The 17,446-nt window shown below is 67.4% G+C and carries 16 protein-coding genes; 7 read left to right on the plus strand and 9 right to left on the minus strand.

Going from position 1 to position 17,446, the window contains the following annotated elements:
- Nucleotides 1–66 precede the first annotated feature (66 nt).
- The 4 genes from kdpB to kdpF form a co-directional block, all read right to left on the minus strand.
- Nucleotides 67–2,091 carry a potassium-transporting ATPase subunit KdpB gene (gene kdpB / locus DPV74_RS15045; RefSeq protein ID WP_034196136.1) on the minus strand — a complete coding sequence of 675 codons (2,025 nt, stop codon included), beginning with the start codon at nt 2,089–2,091 and terminating at the stop codon, nt 67–69.
- An 83-nt stretch (nt 2,092–2,174) separates the two neighbouring features.
- Nucleotides 2,175–2,873, minus strand: coding sequence for a potassium-transporting ATPase subunit KdpC (gene kdpC / locus DPV74_RS15050; protein WP_027790948.1), 699 nt, complete (start codon nt 2,871–2,873; stop codon nt 2,175–2,177).
- 10 nt (nt 2,874–2,883) lie between these two features.
- A complete protein-coding gene (kdpA, locus tag DPV74_RS15055; protein ID WP_119337475.1) occupies nt 2,884–4,587 on the minus strand; it encodes a potassium-transporting ATPase subunit KdpA in 1,704 nt (567 codons plus the stop codon).
- A 139-nt stretch (nt 4,588–4,726) separates the two neighbouring features.
- Complete coding sequence (gene kdpF / locus DPV74_RS42130; protein WP_063623159.1) at nt 4,727–4,807, minus strand: K(+)-transporting ATPase subunit F; 81 nt, start codon at nt 4,805–4,807, stop codon at nt 4,727–4,729.
- A gap of 334 nt (nt 4,808–5,141) precedes the next feature.
- Between kdpF and DPV74_RS15065 the strand changes: the two genes are divergently transcribed.
- The 4 genes from DPV74_RS15065 (at nt 5,142) to hutC (ending at nt 8,465) form a co-directional block, all read left to right on the plus strand.
- Nucleotides 5,142–5,456, plus strand: a complete 315-nt coding sequence (locus tag DPV74_RS15065; RefSeq protein WP_080981915.1) for a hypothetical protein — start codon at nt 5,142–5,144, stop codon at nt 5,454–5,456.
- 42 nt (nt 5,457–5,498) lie between these two features.
- Nucleotides 5,499–6,305 (plus strand): IS5 family transposase, encoded by an 807-nt coding sequence (locus DPV74_RS15070; RefSeq protein ID WP_119337476.1) that lies wholly within the window; start codon nt 5,499–5,501, stop codon nt 6,303–6,305.
- 154 nt (nt 6,306–6,459) lie between these two features.
- Nucleotides 6,460–7,587 carry a porin gene (locus tag DPV74_RS15075; protein WP_119337477.1) on the plus strand — a complete coding sequence of 376 codons (1,128 nt, stop codon included), beginning with the start codon at nt 6,460–6,462 and terminating at the stop codon, nt 7,585–7,587.
- Between the two features lie 182 nt (nt 7,588–7,769).
- The gene (hutC, locus tag DPV74_RS15080) at nt 7,770–8,465 is read left to right on the plus strand and encodes a histidine utilization repressor (protein WP_060065241.1); all 696 of its coding nucleotides are present in this window, start codon (nt 7,770–7,772) and stop codon (nt 8,463–8,465) included.
- Between the two features lie 15 nt (nt 8,466–8,480).
- Here hutC and DPV74_RS15085 read toward each other — a convergent pair whose 3' ends face one another.
- Complete coding sequence (locus DPV74_RS15085) at nt 8,481–9,722, minus strand: glycosyltransferase (protein WP_119337478.1); 1,242 nt, start codon at nt 9,720–9,722, stop codon at nt 8,481–8,483.
- Between the two features lie 94 nt (nt 9,723–9,816).
- On the opposite strand from DPV74_RS15085, the gene DPV74_RS15090 reads away from it, so the two are divergent.
- Both DPV74_RS15090 and DPV74_RS15095 read left to right on the plus strand, forming a co-directional pair.
- Nucleotides 9,817–10,437 (plus strand): TetR/AcrR family transcriptional regulator, encoded by a 621-nt coding sequence (locus tag DPV74_RS15090; protein ID WP_119337479.1) that lies wholly within the window; start codon nt 9,817–9,819, stop codon nt 10,435–10,437.
- Nucleotides 10,438–10,688: 251 nt separating this feature from the next.
- Nucleotides 10,689–11,042, plus strand: a complete 354-nt coding sequence (locus DPV74_RS15095) for a hypothetical protein (protein ID WP_027790941.1) — start codon at nt 10,689–10,691, stop codon at nt 11,040–11,042.
- 37 nt (nt 11,043–11,079) lie between these two features.
- On the opposite strand, the gene DPV74_RS15100 is transcribed toward DPV74_RS15095, so the two are convergent.
- The 4 genes from DPV74_RS15100 to DPV74_RS15115 form a co-directional block, all read right to left on the minus strand.
- Nucleotides 11,080–11,925, minus strand: a complete 846-nt coding sequence (locus DPV74_RS15100; RefSeq protein ID WP_119337480.1) for an alpha/beta fold hydrolase — start codon at nt 11,923–11,925, stop codon at nt 11,080–11,082.
- Between the two features lie 103 nt (nt 11,926–12,028).
- On the minus strand, nt 12,029–12,946 hold the full coding sequence (locus DPV74_RS15105) for a LysR family transcriptional regulator (protein ID WP_021157347.1): 918 nt from the start codon (nt 12,944–12,946) through the stop codon (nt 12,029–12,031).
- A gap of 185 nt (nt 12,947–13,131) precedes the next feature.
- Complete coding sequence (locus DPV74_RS15110; protein ID WP_042973317.1) at nt 13,132–13,377, minus strand: DUF3717 domain-containing protein; 246 nt, start codon at nt 13,375–13,377, stop codon at nt 13,132–13,134.
- Nucleotides 13,378–13,641: 264 nt separating this feature from the next.
- The gene (locus DPV74_RS15115) at nt 13,642–15,177 is read right to left on the minus strand and encodes an amino acid permease (protein WP_119337488.1); all 1,536 of its coding nucleotides are present in this window, start codon (nt 15,175–15,177) and stop codon (nt 13,642–13,644) included.
- Between the two features lie 598 nt (nt 15,178–15,775).
- Here DPV74_RS15115 and DPV74_RS15120 point away from each other — a divergent pair.
- A complete protein-coding gene (locus DPV74_RS15120; RefSeq protein ID WP_119337481.1) occupies nt 15,776–17,308 on the plus strand; it encodes a sensor domain-containing diguanylate cyclase in 1,533 nt (510 codons plus the stop codon).
- Nucleotides 17,309–17,446 lie beyond the last annotated feature (138 nt).

Consider the following 17,446-nt stretch of genomic DNA (forward strand, 5'->3'; position numbering starts at 1 on the left):
ATTGAAACGCCGAACGGCCCCGCGCACGCCGCGAAGGCGTGAGCGGGGCCGCGACGGCGCGTTCGGTCAGATAAACGGCGTCAACAGCATGTCGATCAGCTTGATGCCGATGAACGGTGCGACGATTCCGCCCACGCCGTAGATCAGCAGGTTGCGCCCCAGCAGCTTCCCGGCCGGTTCCGCGCGATACTTCACGCCCTTCAGCGCGAGCGGGATCAGCGCGACGATGATCAGCGCATTGAAGATCACCGCCGACAGGATCGCCGACGTCGGGCTGTGCAGGCCCATCACGTTCAGCGCGCCGAGCGCCGGATAGGTCGCGACGAACGCGGCCGGGATGATCGCGAAATACTTCGCGAGATCGTTGGCGACGCTGAACGTGGTCAGCGCGCCGCGCGTCATGATCATCTGCTTGCCGACCTCGACCACCTGCATCAGCTTCGTCGGGTTGCTGTCGAGGTCGACCATGTTGGCCGCCTCCTTCGCCGCCTGCGTGCCGCTGTGCATCGCGACAGCCACGTCGGCCTGCGCGAGTGCGGGCGCGTCGTTGGTGCCGTCGCCCGTCATCGCGACGAGATGGCCCTTCGCCTGGTGCTCGCGGATCAGCCGCAGCTTGTCCTCGGGCGTCGCTTCGGCCAGGTAATCGTCGACGCCGGCTTCCGCCGCGATCGCCGCCGCAGTGAGGCGGTTGTCGCCGGTGATCATCACGGTCTTCACGCCGACCTTGCGCAACTCGGCGAAGCGCGCGGCGATCCCGTGCTTGACGATGTCCTTCAGCTCGATCGCGCCGAGCACGCGGGCGCCGTCGGCGACGACGAGCGGCGTGCCGCCGCGCCGCGCGATTTCGTTGACGGCCGTCTCGACCGCCTGCGGAAACGCACCGCCGAGCGCATCGACGTGCGCGCGGATCGCCGACGCCGCGCCCTTGCGCACCTGCCGCCCGCCGATATCGAGGCCGCTCATCCTCGTGCGCGCGCTGAACGGCACGGCAAAACCGCCGTCGATCGGCTTGCCCTCAAGCGAGAACCGCTGTTTCGCGAGCGCGACGATCGAACGCCCCTCGGGCGTCTCGTCGGCAAGCGACGACAGCTGCGCGGCCTCGGCCAGCGCACGCTCGTCCACGCCCGGCGCCGGCCGGAACTGCACGGCCTCGCGGTTGCCGAGCGTGATCGTGCCGGTCTTGTCGAGCAGCAGCACGTCGACGTCGCCGGCCGCCTCGATCGCACGGCCCGACGTCGCGAGCACGTTCGCGCGCATCATGCGGCTCATCCCCGCGATGCCGATCGCCGACAGCAGCGCGCCGATCGTCGTCGGGATCAGGCAGACGAGCAGCGCGATCAGCACGGTCAGGCTCACCGCCGAACCCGACGCGTTCAGCAGCACGCTGAACTGCGAGAACGGCAGCAGCGTCGCGCACACGAGCAGGAAGATGATCGTCAGCGCGACGAGCAGGATCGTCAGCGCGACTTCGTTCGGCGTCTTGCCGCGCTTCGCGCCCTCGACCATCGCGATCATCCGGTCGAGAAAGGCCTCGCCCGGCTGCGCGGTGATCTTCACGACGATCCAGTCGGACAGCACGCGCGTGCCGCCCGTCACCGACGAGAAATCGCCGCCCGACTCGCGGATCACGGGCGCGGATTCGCCGGTGATCGCCGATTCGTCGACCGACGCGACGCCGTCGATCACTTCGCCGTCGGCGGGAATCGTGTCGCCGGCCTCGACGAGCACGATGCTGCCGGCGGCGAGTTCGTCGCTCGGCACGCGATGGCTGGTGCTGCCGTACCGCTTCGGCTCGTCGAGCACCTTCGCGTACACGCGCTTGCGCGCCGCGCGCAGCGCGTCGGCCTGCGCCTTGCCGCGCCCTTCGGCCAGCGCCTCGGCCGCGTTCGCGAACAGCACGGTGAACCACAGCCAGCACGCGACCGCGAAGATGAAGCCGGCCGGCGCATCGCCCGCGCCGGTCAGCGCCTGCAGCCACAGCACGGTCGTGACGATGCTGCCGAGATAGACGACGAACATCACGGGATTCTTCAACTGCACGCGCGGCGCGAGCTTGCGGAAGGCCTCGCGCAGCACGGCCGTCCGGCGCATCGGCGGCACGGCGCCGACCGGGATCGCCGCCGGATTGATCGGGGTTTCGATATGGGACATGAGTGACTCCGTGGTTCCTGCCATTACTTCGCGCCGGCCGCCTGGCCGAATGCGCGATCCAGCGCGAGGTTCAGGTCGAGCACGCGCACGCGCGGTTCGCCGAGCACGCCGAGCTGGCGCGGCGATGCGATGCGTTCGACCAGCGCCGCGACCTGTGCGGCATCGACGCCGCGTGCCTGCGCGACGCGTGCCGCCTGCAGCCGCGCGTTCGCCACCGAGATCTCGGGATCGAGCCCCGATGCCGACGCGGTCACGGCATCCGCCGGTACCGGCGTGCCGGCCGCGAGCGCGTTCTCCTGCCGGTATGCGCGTACCCGCTGCGCGATATCCGCGAGGAGCTTCCTGCTGGTTGCCCCCTGGTTGCTGGCGCCGCTGCCGGCCGCGTTGTACGGCTGTTCGACCGTCTTCGACGGATCGGCCGGATCGGTGCCGGTCGTCGCGCTCGGCCGCCCGTGGAAGTAGCCGGCCCGCGTGAAGGACTGCCCGATCACCGTCGAGCCGATCGTCGTGCCGTTGCGCTCCACGAGACTGCCGCGCGCCTGCGACGGGAACAGCACGTTCGCGACGCCCGTGGTGAGCAGCGGATACGCGATGCCCGTGACGAGCATGAACAGTACCGACGATGCGATCACGGGCCGCACGAGGCCGCGCGTCGCCGCGCCGAACGAAGAACCGGGTGCCGGCGCGGCGGCGGCCGCTGCCTGGCGATTGCCTTGCATCATGATGTTTTCCTCAGAACAGTTGGCCGCCCGACATCAGCAGGTGCTCGACGACCGGGCCGAGCGCGAGCGCGGGCAGGAACGTGAGGCCGCCGACGACCAGGATCACGAAGACCAGCAGGCCGGCGAACAGGCCCGTCGACGTCGACAGCGTGCCCGCGCTTTCCGGCACGCTCTTCTTCGCGGCGAGGCTGCCCGCGACCGCGAGCATCGGCAGCAGCGTCAGGTAGCGGCCGATCAGCATCGCGAAGCCGATCGTCGTGTTGAAGAACGGCGTGTTCGCGTTCAGGCCCGCGAACGCGGAGCCGTTGTTGGCGGTGCCCGACGTGTACGCGTACAGCACTTCGCTGAAGCCGTGCGGGCCGAGGTTCGCGAGGCTGTCCATCGTCGAGTGCAGCATCGCGGCCAGCGCGGTGAAGCCGAGGATGCTGAACGGATGCGCGAGCACCGCGAGCATCACGAGCTTCATCTCGCGCGCCTCGATCTTCTTGCCGAGGAATTCCGGCGTGCGCCCGATCATCATCCCGACCAGGAACACCGTGAGGATCGCGAACGTGAACAGGTTGATCAGCCCGACGCCGTCGCCGCCGAACACGTTGTTCAGCATCATCTGCGCGATCGGCACGAGGCCGCCGAGCGGCGTCAGCGAGTCGTGCATCGCGTCGACCGAGCCGGTGGTCGCGGCGGTCGTGACGGTGGCGAACAGGCTCGTCTGCGCGATGCCGAAGCGCATCTCCTTGCCTTCCATGTTGCCGCCCGGCTGCGCGGCGCTCATCTGCTGGTCGACGCCGAGCCCGGCCACGAGCGGATTGCCGTGCTGCTCGGCCGAATAGATCACGGCGAGGAAGCCGACGAACATCACGACGAACGCACCGAGGATCACCCAGCCCTGGCGGCGCCGGCCGATCATCGTGCCGAGCGTGTACGTCAGCGCGGACGGAATCAGCAGCATTGACAGCATGTGCAGCGTGTTGGTGAGCGGCGTCGGGTTCTCGAACGGATGCGCGGCGTTCATGCTGAAGAAGCCGCCGCCGTTCGTGCCGATGTGCTTGATCGATTCGAGGCTGGCAACGGGCCCCGTCACGATCTGCTGGCGCGCGCCTTCGAGCGTGGTCGCCCACGCATCGGATGCGAGCGTCTGCGGCATGCCCTGCCACACGTACACGAGCGCCATCGCGAAGCTGAGCGGCAGCAGCACGCGATAGGTCACGCGCGTGAAGTCGACCCAGTAGTTGCCGATGTCCGCCGCGCTCTTGCGGCTCAGCCCGCGGATGAAGCCGCCCGCGGCCGCGACGCCGGTCGCCGCGCTGGTCACCATCAGGAACGTGATGACGGCCATCTGCGAGAAGTTCGACAGGCTGCTCTCGCCCGCATACGCCTGCCAGTTCGTGTTCGTGATGAACGACGCGGCGGTGTTGAACGCGAGGTCCGGGCTTTGCGCGGCGCGCTGCAGTGCATCGAACGGCAGCGTGTCCTGGATGCGCAGCAGCAGATAACCGAGCAGCATCATCCCGGCATTGCTGAGCAGCAGCACCATGCCGTAGCGCTGCCACGACATCGCTTCGTCGGGGTTCACGCCGAGCAGCGCATAGGTACGGCGTTCGACCCACGCGTGGCGCGGGCTCGTAAAGGCGTGCGCGAGCCATTTCCCGACGACGGGCACCAGTGCCAGCATGATCGCGAGAACGATCGCGAATTGAATGAGATTGTTGAACATGTCGACGCTCGCTCAGATCCGGTCAAGGCCGGTGATGAAACCGGCCGTCAAGGCAAAGAACGCGAGCGTGAACAGAATGAAAAGCAGATCGCTCATGACATCCACCGATATTTTTCGAATTCCTGTTGAATCGCGCCGATCAATACCGCTCGGGTTTGATCAATGCATGAAACAGATAGATAAAGAGCGCGAGCGACAGCGCGCCGGTGATCCACAACATGGCTTTCCCCTTTTTTCATATGCGCGGAGACACCGCGCGATCGTCGGCGTGGCGGGCCTTGCCTTGCAGGCGCAGGCCCGTGTGACGCCCCCATGCTCGTCTGGCGAATGGGATGCGACAGTGTAGAAATCCGAGTATCAAAGCGGTGTTCAATTTCTTTACAAGGAATAAAAAAGCCGTAAAGAAGAAAGCCGGCCGACGGGGCATTTTTATGCGTTCTTTTCAGGGCCCGCGCGAGTCTATACACCGTATCGTCGCCGCGATTCCTAGAATGGACGGCATGTCAAAGACGAGATCTCCGCGGTGCGGAGCACGATGCGACCGGGGTGCCAGCATGAAACCGACCAGAACCGAAACCGCCGCTTCACGCGCTCTGCCGCCCGTTCGTTCGCGGCGCCGGTACCCTGCCGACGAACGCGTGCTGCTGTCGATCCGCGTCGAATCCGACAACCTCGCCGTCGTGCGGCGCCTGCTGCACCAGGCGGTCGGCGCCGCGCTCAATTTCTACACGGCCGCGATCGACAAGCGCACCGGGCGCGCCTGCATCGAGCTCGAGGTCGCACGGTCGCAGGCATCGCCGGCCATCCTGTCGATCCTCCGCCTGCTGCCGGCCGCCGAGTTCGGCACGATCCGCCTGTTGCAGCACTAGAGCGTGTTATGAACTTTCGCTAAGGACCGCTATTGTATTGAGATGAAAGAACGGAAGCCTTACCCGACGGATGTGTCCGACGAAGAATGGAGTTTTGCGGCGCCGTACCTGACGCTGATGACAAAGGACGCTCCGCAGCGGCGGTACGAACTGCGCGAGATGTTCAACGCGCTGCGCTGGATTGTGCGTGCGGGTGCCCCGTGGCGCCTGATGCCTCACGAGTTTCCGCCATGGGAAATGGTGTACCAGCAGACACAGCGATGGATACAGGCGGGCTGCTTCGAAGCGATGGTGAACGACCTGCGCTCGGTAATTCGTGTTGCGCAGGATCGGCAGGGCCAGCCCAGCGCGGTAATCCTCGACGGCCGCACGCTGCAGTCGACATGCGAGAGCGGTCCGCGTGCGGGCTACGACGGGTACAAACGAAAGCGCGGCAGCAAGGTGCACATGGCGGTGGACACGTTGGGGCAGTTGCTCGCGGTACACGTGACACCAGCCAACGAACAGGAACGTGCGCAGGTGGGTGAACTTGCTCGACAGGTTCAGCGCGCCACTGGCCAGACGGTGAAGGTGGCGTTTGCCGATCAGGGCTATACGGGTAAGGAACCCGCCGAATCCGCCCGCGACGAAGGTATCGAGCTTCACGTCATCAAGCTGCCAGAGGCGAAGAAAGGCTTTGTGCTGTTGCCCAGGCGCTGGGTGGTCGAGCGCAGCTTCGGCTGGCTGAACCGCTTCCGGCGATTGACCAGAGACTACGAAAGATTGCCCGAAACCTTGGCCGGACTTCACTTCATCGTATTCGCCGTGCTTATGCTCGTCCACTTTGTAGACCTTAGCAAAAGTGCCTAACACGCTCTAGCGGCGTTCGCCGCGGCCGCGCGTGACACGCGTCACGCGCGGCCTCCCCGTTTCAACGATTCATCGATTCGAACGCGTGTTCCGGCGCGAACGCGCGACGAATCGTCGTTCCCGTCGCGACGGGCCTTTCCAGGAAGCACTCACAATGAAAAAAGCAGTCGTCGGTACCCTTTCCCTCGCATTCTTCGGCGCCGCCGCGCATGCGCAAAGCAGCGTCACGCTCTACGGGATGCTGGATGCGGGCATCGCTTATACGGACAACCAGTCGGGTAAAAGCGCGTGGCAGCAAGGCAGCGGCCTGCTGTCGAATACGGTCTTCGGCCTGAGCGGCAACGAGGATCTCGGCGGCGGCCTGCATGCGCTGTTCCGCCTCGAGAACGGCTTCAACCTGAACAACGGCACGCAGTCCTACCGGAACACGATGTTCGGCCGCCGCGCGTACGTCGGCCTGCAGAGCGACCGGTACGGTGCGGTGACGCTCGGCCGCCAATACGATGCCGTGGTCGACTACCTCGGCCCGCTCGCGATGGCGAACAACGGCGACGGCAACAATCTCGCGTCGCATCCGTTCGACAACGACAACATCGACGATTCGTTCTACATCGACAACGCGGTGAAATACACGAGCCCGACGCTCGCCGGCTGGCAGTTCGGCGGCCTGTACGGGTTCAGCAACGCGGCCGGCGGCTTCGCGAACAACCGCGCGTACAGCGCGGGCGTGTCGTATGCGAACGGGCCGGTCAGCCTCGGCGCCGCGTACCTGCAGCTCAACCGCGGCGGGCTGACGGCCGGCGGCGCGCTGTCGACGAACGACGGCCCGAACTTCCCGGCCGTGCGCCAGCGCGTGATGGGCGCGGGCGGCAGCTACGCCTTCGACCGGCTGACGGTCGGCGCGCTGTGGACGCACTCGATGTTCGACGAAACGGCCGCGTCGTCGCTGCCCGGCGCGCTGAACGCGCTGCGCTTCGACAACTTCGAGGTCAACGCGCGCTACACGCTGACGCCGGCCGTCTCGTTCGCGGGCGCCTATACGTTCACCGACGGCCGCTACGACGACGCCACCGGCAGCCACCGGCCGAAATGGCACCAGGTGACGCTGATGGCCGACTACGCGCTGAGCAAGCGCACCGACGTGTATGCGGAGACGGTCTACCAGCACCAGTTCGGCGTGCCGTCGGGCGCGACGCTCGGCTTCGCGAACGTGACGGGGCTCGCGGCTTCGTCGACCAACACGCAGGTGGTCGCGACGGTCGGCATCCGGCATCGCTTCTGACCGCGCGCGGACTGCCGCGGGCCGGCCGCTCTGTGCAATCCCGCATGGACGCGCGTCGGCCGAACAGGGATCATTCGGGAAATCCGGGCCCGCACGCCCGCGAAACCGGTACACTCGGCGCCGGGCGCGCGCCGGATCGGCATTCGGCGGCGGGCCGCCGCCGACTCTGGAACCGTGATCCCATGACCACACCGATCTATCAGGAAATCAAGGACTTCATCCTCGCGCGCATTCATGCCGGCGAATGGGCGGAAGGCGACCAGGTGCCGTCGGAGAACGAACTCGCGCGCGAATTCAACGTCGCGCGGATGACCGTGAACCGCGCACTGCGCGAACTGACCGCCGAGCAGGTGCTCACGCGCACGCGCGGCTCCGGCACGTACGTCGCGTCGCCGAAGTACGAATCGACGCTCGTCGCGATCCGCAGCATCTCAGACGAAGTCGCCGCGCGCGGCCACGGCTATCGCGCGCAGGTGCTGCTGGTCGGCGCGGCCGTTGCCGACGCGAAGCTCGCCGACGAACTGCAGCTCGACACCGGCAGCCCGATCTTCCATTCGCGCGTGCTGCACTTCGAGAACGACACGCCCGTGCAGCTCGAGGAACGCTGGGTCAATCCGGCCTGCGCGCCCGAATACGCATTGCAGGACTTCACGACGACGACGCCGAACCAGTACCTGACGCGCGTCGCGCCGCTGCAGCGCGTCGAATACCGGATCGAGGCCGCGATGCCCGACGCCGAAACACGCCGCCACCTGACGATGGACGACCGCGAGCCGTGCCTGCTGCTGCATCGGCGCACGTGGTCGCAAGGGATGGTCGCGTCGGTCGCCAACCTGTGGCACCCGGGCAGCCGCTATCGCTTCACCGGGCATTTCTGACGTCGATGCGCGGGCTCAGCGCGCGCCCGGCCGTCCCCAGCGCTCGATCGCACTGACGGCCAGCGTCAGGCCTTCGTCCTGCGCGATGCGCGCGCCGAGTTCCGTTGCGCGCGCCTTCGTGTCGCCGCGCTCCGCGAATGCGATGGCCCCCGCTAGCGCGGCGGCGTCCACGCGCCGCCCCGCGACCGGTGCATCCGCGACGCCAAGCCGCTGCAGCCGGTTCGCCCAGAAGAACTGATCGCCCGCGAACGGCACGACGACGGACGGAATGCCGGCCCGCGCAGCCGAATGCGTGGTGCCCGACCCGCCATGATGGATCGCCATCGACACGCGCGGGAACAGCCGGTCATGCGGCGTATCGCCGATCACGTGAACGTGCGCGGGCAGCATCGACGCGTCGATACCGCTCCAGCCTGGATGGAACAGCGCACGCCGGCCGGCGAGCGCGCGCACGAGTGCATCGGCCATCCCGGCACGATCGAAGCCGGCCATGCTGCCGAAACCGATGTACACGGGAGGATCGCCCGCATCGAGAAACGCCGCGAGATCAGGCGGCGGTTCCCATGCACGTGCATCGATTCGCCACTGGCCGCAGGCCAGCGCCTGCGACGGCCAGTCGGCCGGGCCCGACAGCAGTGCCGGCGACACGCCGTACAGCATCGGATGATCGCTCCACACCCGCCTGCGCGGCGGCAACCCGCACACGCGCGCGCGCGCCGCGTTCGTCGACTTCCTGAACGCCTGCCACAGCAGCGCGTTCACGAACCGGTGGCTCGCACGGTTCAGCCAGCGCGGCACCTTCCCCGGCGGCAGGAACGGCGACGCGAATGCCGCGGTGGGCGTAATCGGGATCATGCCGGCGCCGATCGCCGGCACGCCGCGATACTCGGCAACCGACAAGCCGACGAACGATACGAGCCCCGACACGAGGATCGCGTCGCACCCGGCCGACGCATCCGCGACCTGCCGCATCCACGCGGCCGTGTTCGCATTGGCGATCGCCGCGAGCGCCTTCGACGTGTCGTTGAAGCCGCCGCGCCCGCGCACCGCATCGGCCAATGCGCCCTCCGGCGCAATCGCGCGGCGGATATCGCCGGACAACGCCGCCGACGGCACGCCGAGCATGGCGGCCGAGCCGAGCGTCGCCGCGTCGGCCAGCAGCCGGACGTCATGGCCGGCATCGATCAGCGCACGGCCGAGCGCCGCGAGCGGGCGCGTGTCGCCTTCGGTACCGTAGGTGGCGATGACGAGTTTCATGCGTGACTCCTTGCACCCGACGGTGGCAGGTGGATTCATAAAAGTGCACGTCGTATACTAATGCAATTCGTACACTTTTATCCGATCCCTCGCCATGCCGACTCCGACCGACGATCCGGGCCGCCGCGCGCGCAAGCGCATCCAGATGCTCGCGCACCTCGCCGCCACCGGCGCACGCCTGTTCGACGCGCACGGTTACGATGCCGTCACGATGGAGCAGATCGCCGCGCAGGCCGATGTCGCGAAGCGCACGCTGTACAACCACTTTGCGACGAAGGAAGCCGTGCTCGCGCACTGGCTCGAAGGCGAGCTCGCGCGCGACCTCGCCCATCTGCAGCGCGATGTCGCGCGGCGCAAGACGTTCGTGTCGCGCCTCGGCTGCGTGCTCGATGCATCGGCCGCGTGGTGCGAGCAGCATCCCGCGTACCTGCTCGCGTATCTGCGCCATCGCTTCCTGAGCATCGGCGTGGCCGAACCGGAAAGCGGCAACGAGAACGGCAGCGATATCGCGCTCGTGTGGCAGCAGCTGATCGCGGCCGGGCAGCAATCAGGCGAACTGAACGGCGCGCTGCGGGCCGACCAGCTCGCGACGTGGTTCCATCACCTGTATCTCGCGGCGATGCTGCGCTGGCTGACCGTGCCGGGCCTGTCGCTGAAACGGGAATTCCAGGCGGTCGCGAAGCTGTTTGTCGAAGGCGCGGAAGCGAAACGCTGAACGGCGCCGGTGATGCATCGAGCGACGCAGAACCGGCCAGCGCAGCGCCTCCGGTGAATACGGTGCGATGGCGCGCGTCGCGCGGCGCATACGCATTTTTACGACGAACGCATGCATCGCATGCCAAATTTCCCGCGCGGCAGTATGCTGGCGACGTACGGCTGCGCACGACGCCTCGGGTAATCCCTGTATCGGCACATCGTCGCGCGGCCGTCGCGACCGCAATCATGCGTTGCAAGGAGGGATTCGTGATGGCAACCACGCATCAGCACTTCCACCTCGAACTACGGCACGCCACCGCGCCGACCTATTTCATCAGCTACCTGTTTCCCGCCTTGCTGTTCGTCTACGAGCTGCTGCGCGTCGGCCAATGGATCCGCGATCACGGGATGCAGTTCGGCGCGTTCAAGCAGATGGGTTACGAGTATCTGCTGATGCTGCTGTTCGTCGGGCTGCAGATCCTCGTCGAGGCGATCTTCCTGCTCGGCGCCGCGATGCGCCGCGACAATCGCGACTTCGAGCACCGGCTGCCGAACGTGATCCTCGGGATCGGCTGTTCGATCGCGCTGCTCGCGATCGACCTCGCGATCCAGCTCGCGTTCTGACGGCCGGCGGGCCCGCGCCCGCCGACGGCAGCCGCGCTCAGGCGAGCGCGTCGCGCAGGAACGTCGCGATGGCGGCCAGCACGTCGTCGGTCCGCTCGCGGTGCGGCATGTGCCCGCACCGGCCGAGTAACAGATACGACGATGGCCCCGCGACGCGCGCGGCGATCCGCTTCGGATGCACGTCGGATCCGTATTCGTCGTCTTCGCCGTGAATCGCGAGCGTCGCGCATTGCACGCGCGGCAGATCGTCGTCGAGACTCCAGTGGCGAAACGCGGGCGACAGCCACGTGTCGACCCACGCGCGCAGCACCCATTCGGCCTTGTCGCCGTGATAACGCGCGAGCCGGTCGAGCTGGCCCGGCTCGTCGAACTGCCGCCCCGCGTCGCGAATGCCGGCCAGCGTGCGATCCTCGACGAACGCCTGCGCGGCGATCGTCACGAGCGCACGGCAATGCGCCTGATAGGCGGCGGCACACCCGACCGCCATCCCGCCGCCTACGCTGTGCCCCAACGCGACGAACGCATCGATATCGAGTTGGTCGAGCAATGCCGCGAACGCATGATCGGCCTCGTCGCGCACGAACGTCGTGCCGAGTTTCCCCGGATGCCGATCCGAACGGCCGAAGCCGAGGCGGTCGTAGGCGATCACGTCGCGCTGCGTGGCGCTCGCGAGCTGCGCGGGGAAGTCGCGCCACAGGTCGACGCAGCCGAGCGAATCGTGCAGCAGCACGATCGGCGCGGCCGGCTCAGGTGCGGCCGGCTCGGAGGCGGCCGGCTCGGGCGCACCCGCTGCCCGTTGCGCCGGGCCGCCGCGCCAGCGTTTCGCAAAGAGGCGCCCTTGCGGCGTCTCGACGGTTGTCTCCTCGATCGGAATGTCGGTCATGTGCCTGTCGTCTGCATGAAAGCGGCCGCACCTCGGCGGCCTTGCCGGATCCGGCGATGTTGGCCCGCGCCCAGCGTCAAGCAAGCCCCCACCGCCCGCGTGTTCATTCGGGCTGCGGCGGCAGATACTCCATCTGCGCCTCGTCGTACAGCCGGTAGATCAGCGCCTGCATCGCGCGGATGTCCTCCGATTCGTCGAGCATCCGCATGCTCATGATGATCGGCGACACGAGGTTCGGATCGTCGAGCGGCTTGTAGCTGATGTCGTCGCGCTTCAGCCCGTACACGCTATGCGGCACCACCGACACGCCCTCGCCCATCGCGACGAGACCGAGCGCGATCTGCAGTTCGCGCGTCTCGTAGATCTTGCGCGGCTGCAGCGCGCGATCGTGAAAGGCCGCGAGCACCTGGTCCGCATAACTCGGGCGCGGCGCCTTCGGAAAGATGATCAGCGTGTCGTTCACGAGATCGTGCAGCGACAGCACGGGCTTCGCGCTGTCGAGCACATGGCCGACCGGCAGCGCGACGATCATCCGCTCCTCGCGCAGCACGACGCGCCGCACGCTCGGGTCCTCGTGGCGGATGCGCCCGAACCCGACGTCGATGCGCCCTTCCTTCAGCGCCTTGATCTGGTCCATCGTCGACATCTCGTGCAGGCTCAGCTCGACGGCCGGATACTCGCTGCGAAAGCGCCGGATGATCTTCGGCAGCATCCCGTACAGCGTCGAGCCGACGAAGCCGACCGACATGCTGCGTTCGATCTTGCCGACCCGCTTCGTCATCGATTCGAGCTCGGTCGTCTGTGCGAGCAGCTGCACCGCGTGCGAATAGAAGAAGCGCCCCGCGTCGGTCAGCTTCAGCGGCCGCGCGTTGCGCTCGAACAGCGGCACGCCGAGCGCTTCCTCGAGCTGCTGGATCTGCCGGCTCAGCGGCGGCTGCGCGATATGCAGCCGTTCGGCCGCCCGCGTGAAATTCCGCTCTTCGGCAACCGCGACGAAGTAGCGGAGGTGTCTCAACTCCATGTTCGATGTCTCCCGGACAGCGATCCGGCGGTCAACCCTGGCCGGACGATGTCGTCACGATACCGCAGGCGGCGCAATCCGCCACGCACGACCCCGGCCCGGCGCCGCCCAAAGCAAAACGGGAAGCCCGCGAGCTTCCCGTTGCCTGATCGGCGCCGCGGCACGGCGGCGTCACGCGCCGTCCGTCACACCTCGGTCGCGTAGAGCGCGTCGCGCTGCGCGTCGCTCAGCGAGTCGAGCGGCACGTCCGGCAGCTGGTAGCAGATCATCGTGCCGTACAGCTCCGCGAGGCAATTGCTGCCGGCGTCGAGCGCGTAGCCGTCCTCGCCGTCGGGCGCCGGCGGGTACACTTCGCGCCACGCGTTGATCGCGGCTTCGATTCGCACGATGGAAACGGGTCCGGCCTTCCGCTCGGCGGGTGATGCGCTCATGGATTCCTCTGGGTTGCGCGCTCCGCGGGCCGTATCGGCCCGCATGGAACGATGAAAACGCCGGGCATCTCGCCGGCCGCCGCACCGCGCGCGCGCCGGATGCCGATCCGCGCTGCGCGCCCCGCGCCGGCCGGGCCATGGCCCGGTAGGGTCGGGCAATATAACCGGCTTTGACCCCGTGCAGGCAAAAGCCGGGCAAAAAAAACGGGAAGCGCGCGGCTTCCCGTTTCGTCGCATGCCGCGCGGCTGTACGCCGCGCCCGCGTCAGCCCGCGGTTTCGCGGTTCGCCACCGGCTGCCGCTGTGCGCCGCGGCTCGCGGCGACCCACGGCGCGATTTCCATGTCCTCGTAGCGCACGAAACGGCTCTTCTTCAGGAACCGGAAGCCGAGCCACACGACGAGGAACAGCGGAATGCCGATATAGGTCGCGGCCACGCCGGCCCAGTCGATCCGGTTCGCGAGGAACGCCTGATAGTCCTGCCCGAGCGCGATCACGAGGCACAGCACGAATGCGAACAGCGGGCCGAACGGGAACCACTTCGACTGATACGGCAGCTGGTCGAGCGCGTAGCCCTGCTTCACGTACCCCTTGCGGAACCGGTAGTGGCTGACCGCGATGCCGAGCCATGCGATGAAGCCCGTCATCCCCGACGTGTTCAGCAGCCACAGGTAGACCGTCTTGTCGCCGTACAGCGACGTGAAGAAGCACAGCGCGCCGACGGCCGTCGTCGCGTACAGCGCGTTGCGCGGCACGCCGCCGCGCGACAGCTTCGCGAAGATCCTCGGCGCACGGCCTTCGGTCGCGAGGTTGTAGAGCATCCGCGTGGACGCGTACATGCCCGAGTTGCCGGCCGACAGCACGGCCGTCAGGATCACCGCGTTCATCACGCCGGCCGCGAATGCGAGGCCCGCGTGGCGGAACACGAGCGTGAACGGGCTCACGCCGATGTCGGTCACGTCCGTCTTCAGCAGGTTCGGGTCGGTATAGGGAATCAGCACGCCGATCACGAAGATCGCGAACACGTAGAACAGCAGGATCCGCCAGAACACCTGGCGCACCGCGCGCGGGATCGTCGTGCGCGGGTTTTCCGATTCGCCGGCCGCGACGCCGATCAGCTCGGTGCCCTGGAACGAGAAGCCGGCGATCATCGCGACGCCCATCAACGCCGGCAGGCCGCCCGCGAACGGAGCGTCGCCGATCGTCAGGTTGCCCCAGCCGTTGCCCGGCGCGCCCTTCAGAATGCCGAAGATCATCAGCAGGCCGACGCCGATGAACGCGACCACGGTGACGACCTTGATCAGCGCGAACCAGTATTCGGCCTCGCCGAAGCCGCGCACGGTCAGCGCGTTGAGCAGGAACATCACGCAGAGGAACGCCGCGCTCCACCACACGCCCGGGACGTCCGGAAACCAGTAATGCATCACGAGCTGCGCGGCGACGAGCTCCACCGCGATCGTCACGGCCCAGTTGTACCAGTAGTTCCAGCCGAGCGCGAAACCGAAGCCCTCGTCCACGTATTTCGCGCCGTAGGTCGCGAACGAGCCCGACACCGGCATGAACGCGGCCATTTCGCCGAGGCTCGTCATCAGGAAGTAGACCATCAGGCCGATCAGCATGTACGCGACCATCGCGCCGCCGGGGCCGGCCTGCGAGATCGACGCGCCGGACGCGACGAACAGGCCCGTGCCGATCGAGCCGCCGATGGCGATCATCGTCAGGTGGCGCGCCTTCAGCGCGCGATGAAGCTTGGGTGGGTTCGCGGACGAACCGGGTTGGTCGGATTTCGGAAGTGCGGACATAAACGAGACGAACGTTGAGCGGGCCGGCATCCGTAGCCGGCGCATGCGGAATCGGAGCGCGGGGCGCGTCCTGCGATGCATTCGATGCGGCCCCGATACGCGTTGCGCGGCGGGCGCCTGCGGCGAAGCGCGGATTCTACCTGATTCGTCACGGGGACAGCTCGGGTGCCGCCGCCCGTGGCCGCTCCGGAGATTTCGCAGAATCAAGGGGTTGGCCGCGTCGCGACCGGGTCAGGCCGGGCCGTCGCCGCGCTCCGGTGCAAAAACCATGTACTCCGGGCCGTCATCCCGTTTTCCTCTCCCAGGTGTTTCTCCGTTGGCTTGTCGCAATCCGCCAGCTACCACGCCGGCATACATAATCGCCGGGTAATCACGGGATTATTCAGACAAAATGACCGATATCGGCAATTGATTCAAATCAAATCACTCGCACCTAAAGCGGTAACGATGCGTAACCGTTTTGAATCACCGCCCCGGCATGCATGTTTTGCATGCGCACACGAATGCCTGGAATTCGCGAGATAATGCGGCCCGATTCGAAATCAACAGCGAGCGGAATCGCCAACGACGCGAAATCCGCCGCCCGCCACCCTCGAGGATGAAGTCATTCACGCTGCCCGCCACGCTGCGCCGCCATACGGCGTCGATCGTGGCACGCATTCTGTCGCCCCGCGGCGTACTCGTTGCGGGGATTTTGCTGCTGATGTTCAGCTGGGGGCTTTCCACGGCGCTTTTAATCGAGGCGCGGCGCGATGCATATGAGCATGCGGTCGAAAATGCACGCAACCTGATGCTGCTGATCGAACGCGATATCGCGCGCAATATCGAGCTCTACGATTTGTCGCTGCAGAACGTCCTCGACGGCGTGGCCGATCCGGAACTGACGACATTGCCGCCCCGCCAGCGCCATCGGCTGCTGTTCGACCGCGCCGCCACCGGCGAATATCTCGGGTCGCTGTTCGTGATGGATGCGCACGGCAATATCGTGATCGATTCGAGCGCGTCGCCCGCGCGGCAAGGCAACTTTGCGGATCGCGACTATTTCACCGTGCACCGCAACGATGTCGCGCAGGGCCTCTATATCAGCCGGCCGTACGCATCCCGGCTGCGCGGCGGCGCGCTGACGATCGCGCTCAGCCGCCGGATCACGCTGCCCGACGGCTCGTTCGGCGGCATCGTCGTCGGCACGCTCAGCATCGACTACTTCCGCGCGCTGCTCGACGGCCTCGCGGTCGGCAAGCACGGCAGCGCGGCAATCGCCGAGCTCAACGGCACGCTCGTGAGCCGCCTGCCCTACGACGCGCGCGTGGTCGGCATCGACCTGCGCAGGTCGCCGCTGTTCATCGAGGCGCTGCGCAGGCGGGAAGGCGTGCTGTCGGGCGTCGGCAGCATCGACGGCGTGCGGCGCGTCTATGTTTACAAGCATCTCGCCGGCCTGCCGCTGATCGTCGACGTCGCGCCCGCCGAGGTCGACATCTACGCGTCGTGGCACCACCGCGCGATCTGGACCGTCGTGCTGATGTGCCTGTTCACCGGGTTCATCGCGTGGGGATCGCTGGCGCTGTCGCGCGAACTGACGCGCCGGCAGGTCGCCGAATCGAAGCTGTACCGGCTCGCGCACACCGATGCGCTGACGGGCCTCGACAACCGCGGCACGTTCGACACGGTGCTCGCGAAGGAAGCGCAGCGGGCGTCACGCAGCGGCCGCCCGCTGTCGGTGCTGTTCGTCGACGTCGATCACTTCAAGGCGTTCAACGACTACTACGGCCACCCGGCCGGCGACGACGTGCTGCGGCGCGTCGCGCAAACCGCGTCGCGCTGCCTGCGTCGCGACGGCGATCACGTCGCGCGCTACGGCGGCGAGGAATTCGTCGTCACGCTGCCCGACACCGATGCGCAAGGCGCGCTGACCGTCGCCGAAGGCATCCGGCGCGCGATCGCGGAGCTCGGCATCGAGCACGTGAAAAGCCCGTACGGGCGTGTCACGGCGAGCATCGGCGCGGCGACCGCCGCCGACGGCCGCCTGAACGCCGCGACGCTGCTGCGGCGTGCCGACGAGGCGCTGTACCGCGCGAAGTCCGGCGGACGCAACCGCGTGCTGGAAGCGCAGCCGGGCACCGCGGACGCATGACATCGCGCTGACGTGACGCGAAACCGCGCGGCGGCCGGCCCCGCCGGACGACCGCGCCGTGGACAGCCCTGCCGCGTTCGGCTAGCGTTACGTCTGCTGCGCATGCGGCGCGGCGCCGGCCCGCGCAGGCCGCGATGC

Origin of the sequence: Burkholderia sp. HAN2018, from assembly GCF_024704855.1 — a bacterium.
In the GTDB taxonomy this organism is placed as follows: domain Bacteria; phylum Pseudomonadota; class Gammaproteobacteria; order Burkholderiales; family Burkholderiaceae; genus Burkholderia; species Burkholderia cepacia.

What these genes read in the sequence shown, in the direction of transcription:
- kdpB (WP_034196136.1), bottom strand. Translation starts at nt 2,091, where the DNA reads ATGCGCCGGACGGCCGTGCTGCGCGAGGCCTTCCGCAAGCTCGCGCCG.
- kdpC (WP_027790948.1), bottom strand. Translation starts at nt 2,873, where the DNA reads ATGATGCAAGGCAATCGCCAGGCAGCGGCCGCCGCCGCGCCGGCACCC.
- kdpA (WP_119337475.1), bottom strand. Translation starts at nt 4,587, where the DNA reads ATGTTCAACAATCTCATTCAATTCGCGATCGTTCTCGCGATCATGCTG.
- kdpF (WP_063623159.1), bottom strand. Translation starts at nt 4,807, where the DNA reads ATGTTGTGGATCACCGGCGCGCTGTCGCTCGCGCTCTTTATCTATCTG.
- DPV74_RS15065 (WP_080981915.1), top strand. Translation starts at nt 5,142, where the DNA reads ATGAAACCGACCAGAACCGAAACCGCCGCTTCACGCGCTCTGCCGCCC.
- DPV74_RS15070 (WP_119337476.1), top strand. Translation starts at nt 5,499, where the DNA reads ATGAAAGAACGGAAGCCTTACCCGACGGATGTGTCCGACGAAGAATGG.
- DPV74_RS15075 (WP_119337477.1), top strand. Translation starts at nt 6,460, where the DNA reads ATGAAAAAAGCAGTCGTCGGTACCCTTTCCCTCGCATTCTTCGGCGCC.
- hutC (WP_060065241.1), top strand. Translation starts at nt 7,770, where the DNA reads ATGACCACACCGATCTATCAGGAAATCAAGGACTTCATCCTCGCGCGC.
- DPV74_RS15085 (WP_119337478.1), bottom strand. Translation starts at nt 9,722, where the DNA reads ATGAAACTCGTCATCGCCACCTACGGTACCGAAGGCGACACGCGCCCG.
- DPV74_RS15090 (WP_119337479.1), top strand. Translation starts at nt 9,817, where the DNA reads ATGCCGACTCCGACCGACGATCCGGGCCGCCGCGCGCGCAAGCGCATC.
- DPV74_RS15095 (WP_027790941.1), top strand. Translation starts at nt 10,689, where the DNA reads ATGGCAACCACGCATCAGCACTTCCACCTCGAACTACGGCACGCCACC.
- DPV74_RS15100 (WP_119337480.1), bottom strand. Translation starts at nt 11,925, where the DNA reads ATGACCGACATTCCGATCGAGGAGACAACCGTCGAGACGCCGCAAGGG.
- DPV74_RS15105 (WP_021157347.1), bottom strand. Translation starts at nt 12,946, where the DNA reads ATGGAGTTGAGACACCTCCGCTACTTCGTCGCGGTTGCCGAAGAGCGG.
- DPV74_RS15110 (WP_042973317.1), bottom strand. Translation starts at nt 13,377, where the DNA reads ATGAGCGCATCACCCGCCGAGCGGAAGGCCGGACCCGTTTCCATCGTG.
- DPV74_RS15115 (WP_119337488.1), bottom strand. Translation starts at nt 15,177, where the DNA reads ATGTCCGCACTTCCGAAATCCGACCAACCCGGTTCGTCCGCGAACCCA.
- DPV74_RS15120 (WP_119337481.1), top strand. Translation starts at nt 15,776, where the DNA reads ATGAAGTCATTCACGCTGCCCGCCACGCTGCGCCGCCATACGGCGTCG.